Below are 2,036 nucleotides of genomic sequence, written 5' to 3'. Positions count from 1 at the left end.
ACGGGAATCGAACCCGCGACCCTCGCCTTGGCAAGGCGATGCTCTACCGCTGAGCCACTTCCGCGCGGTAATGTTTTCAAGCAATTAGCCATCATTTCATCGTGGCGACAAGTAATAATATATCACTCAGCCGATTAAATTGCAACTATTTTTTCATGAAATCTCAAACTTTTTTTGAAGAGCCTATTTCTCACAGGTCCGCAGGGGTTTTACCGGCTTGTCATCACCAGCAGCAAGTGGTTCCCTAAGCAGCTCTCTCCATCCTAAATCCCCATTCCACGTAGAAATGGGGATCTCTCCGCCCTATATTCGGTCACTCGGACTAAGCTCCTGCTGCCGTCAAAGACGGCTTCTCGTCCTTGTCGGTCAAACTGCTGCCCATCACCTTGTCGGCGTTAGACATGCCGGCCAGCGCGAACGGCAGGCATAGCGGTACCCCTGTTCTAGGGTCCGGAACGATATCCGCTTCAATGTTAAATACATCGCGCATGATGTCAGGCGTAATAACCTCGATCGGCGAGCCCTCACCTCGTACAACGCCGCTCTTGATCGCAATCATGTGATGCGCGTAACGAGCCGCATGGTTCAGGTCATGGACAACCATAACGATCGTGCGATTATTGTGCTCATTCAGCTTCTGAAGCAGGTGAAGAACCTCCAGCTGATGCGCCATATCGAGGAATGTCGTCGGTTCGTCCAGGAACAGAATATCCGTCTCCTGAGCAAGCGCCATCGCAATCCATGCGCGTTGTCTCTGTCCTCCGGAGAGTTGATCAACGGGGCGATCCGTGAATTCTACCATGCCCGTCGCTTCAATCGCCCACTGCACGACGCTGCGGTCTTCTTTGCTCATGGAGCCGAAGCCCTTCTGATAAGGGAAACGACCATAAGAAACTAGCTCCGCAACGGTCAAGCCGTCGGGCGCTGTCGGATTCTGCGGCAGAATCGCGAGCTGCTTCGCCACATCCTTCGTGGATTGCTTATGAATCGACTTGCCGTCCAGAAGGACATTGCCATGCGACGGATTCATAATCCGCGCCATCGTCTTTAGGATGGTCGACTTGCCGGAGCCATTGGCTCCAACGAGAGCCGTCACCTTTCCTTGCGGAATGGAAATGTTCAAGTTCTGTACAATGAGACGCTCGTCATAAGAAATAGCCAGATCCGAAGTTGAAAGACGAAACATGGTGCTGCACGCTCCTCCCGCCGCGCTCCTGGCGCGACCGTAACATCTATATATTCAAACATAAACTGAAAACTATTATCAACGACATATTAATGATAATTGTTCTCAGGTACAAAGTCAATGACAACTTTCAGCTTGATTGCAATGTTGCCAAATGAACGATGTTTCCGATTTGTACGATCGGGTAACATTTCGTATACTGATTGGTAAGGAGAGGATATCCATGATAACCAAACGATACACATTGGCGGAAGCCAATGCGTTGCTCCCCGAAGTGAAGCAGAACCTGGAGCAGTTGCAAGAGCTGTCGCACAAGCTGGAGGAGCACTATATCCACTACCGGAAGGTAAAGGCGGGACATACCGAGCTGTCGGGAGAGCTCTTGTTCGAGATGGAAGGACAGATGGACTTCATGCAATTCGAATTGCAGCTTTATATGCAAAACTTTGCAAGACGAGGCGTATTGATCAAAATGATCAATCCCGGCCTTATCGACTTCCCCGGCGTCATGGACGGCGAAGAGATCTTGTTATGCTGGCGGGAAGGCGAGGACCGCATCACACATTATCATGGCTGGCATGACGGATTTGCCGGCCGCAAGCTTCATCCCGATGCCTAGACGCTGGTGTAGGAGACCGATCTGGGATATATCCCCGCCATCATCCGATCCGGTACTTTGAATTTCGACAAGGGGAAGCAGGTCCGTACCTAGATGAAGCCAACAAGGACCGCAGCGAATTCTAGTATGAATAATAAGCAGCAAAAAGCCCTTCGTCTCCGAAGGGCTTTTTCATGGTATGGTGCGCGTAGAGGGACTTGAACCCCCACGGTCGCCCGCTAGATCCTAAGT

2 protein-coding genes are annotated in these 2,036 nt (G+C 51.1%); one reads left to right on the top strand and one right to left on the bottom strand.

What is annotated here, in order from left to right:
• Nucleotides 1–322: 322 nt before the first annotated feature.
• On the bottom strand, nucleotides 323–1,186 hold the full coding sequence (locus PAT3040_RS31220; RefSeq protein ID WP_108995749.1) for an ABC transporter ATP-binding protein: 864 nt from the start codon (nucleotides 1,184–1,186) through the stop codon (nucleotides 323–325).
• Nucleotides 1,187–1,409: 223 nt separating this feature from the next.
• On the opposite strand from PAT3040_RS31220, the gene PAT3040_RS31215 reads away from it, so the two are divergent.
• Nucleotides 1,410–1,805 (top strand): DUF2203 domain-containing protein, encoded by a 396-nt coding sequence (locus PAT3040_RS31215; RefSeq protein WP_108995748.1) that lies wholly within the window; start codon nucleotides 1,410–1,412, stop codon nucleotides 1,803–1,805.
• Nucleotides 1,806–2,036: the final 231 nt, after the last annotated feature.

The organism is Paenibacillus agaridevorans, assembly GCF_003112455.1.
GTDB lineage: Bacteria > Bacillota > Bacilli > Paenibacillales > Paenibacillaceae > Pristimantibacillus > Pristimantibacillus agaridevorans.
Note: the sequence above shows the minus strand (reverse complement) of the source record. Positions and strands in the feature narration are given on the sequence as shown.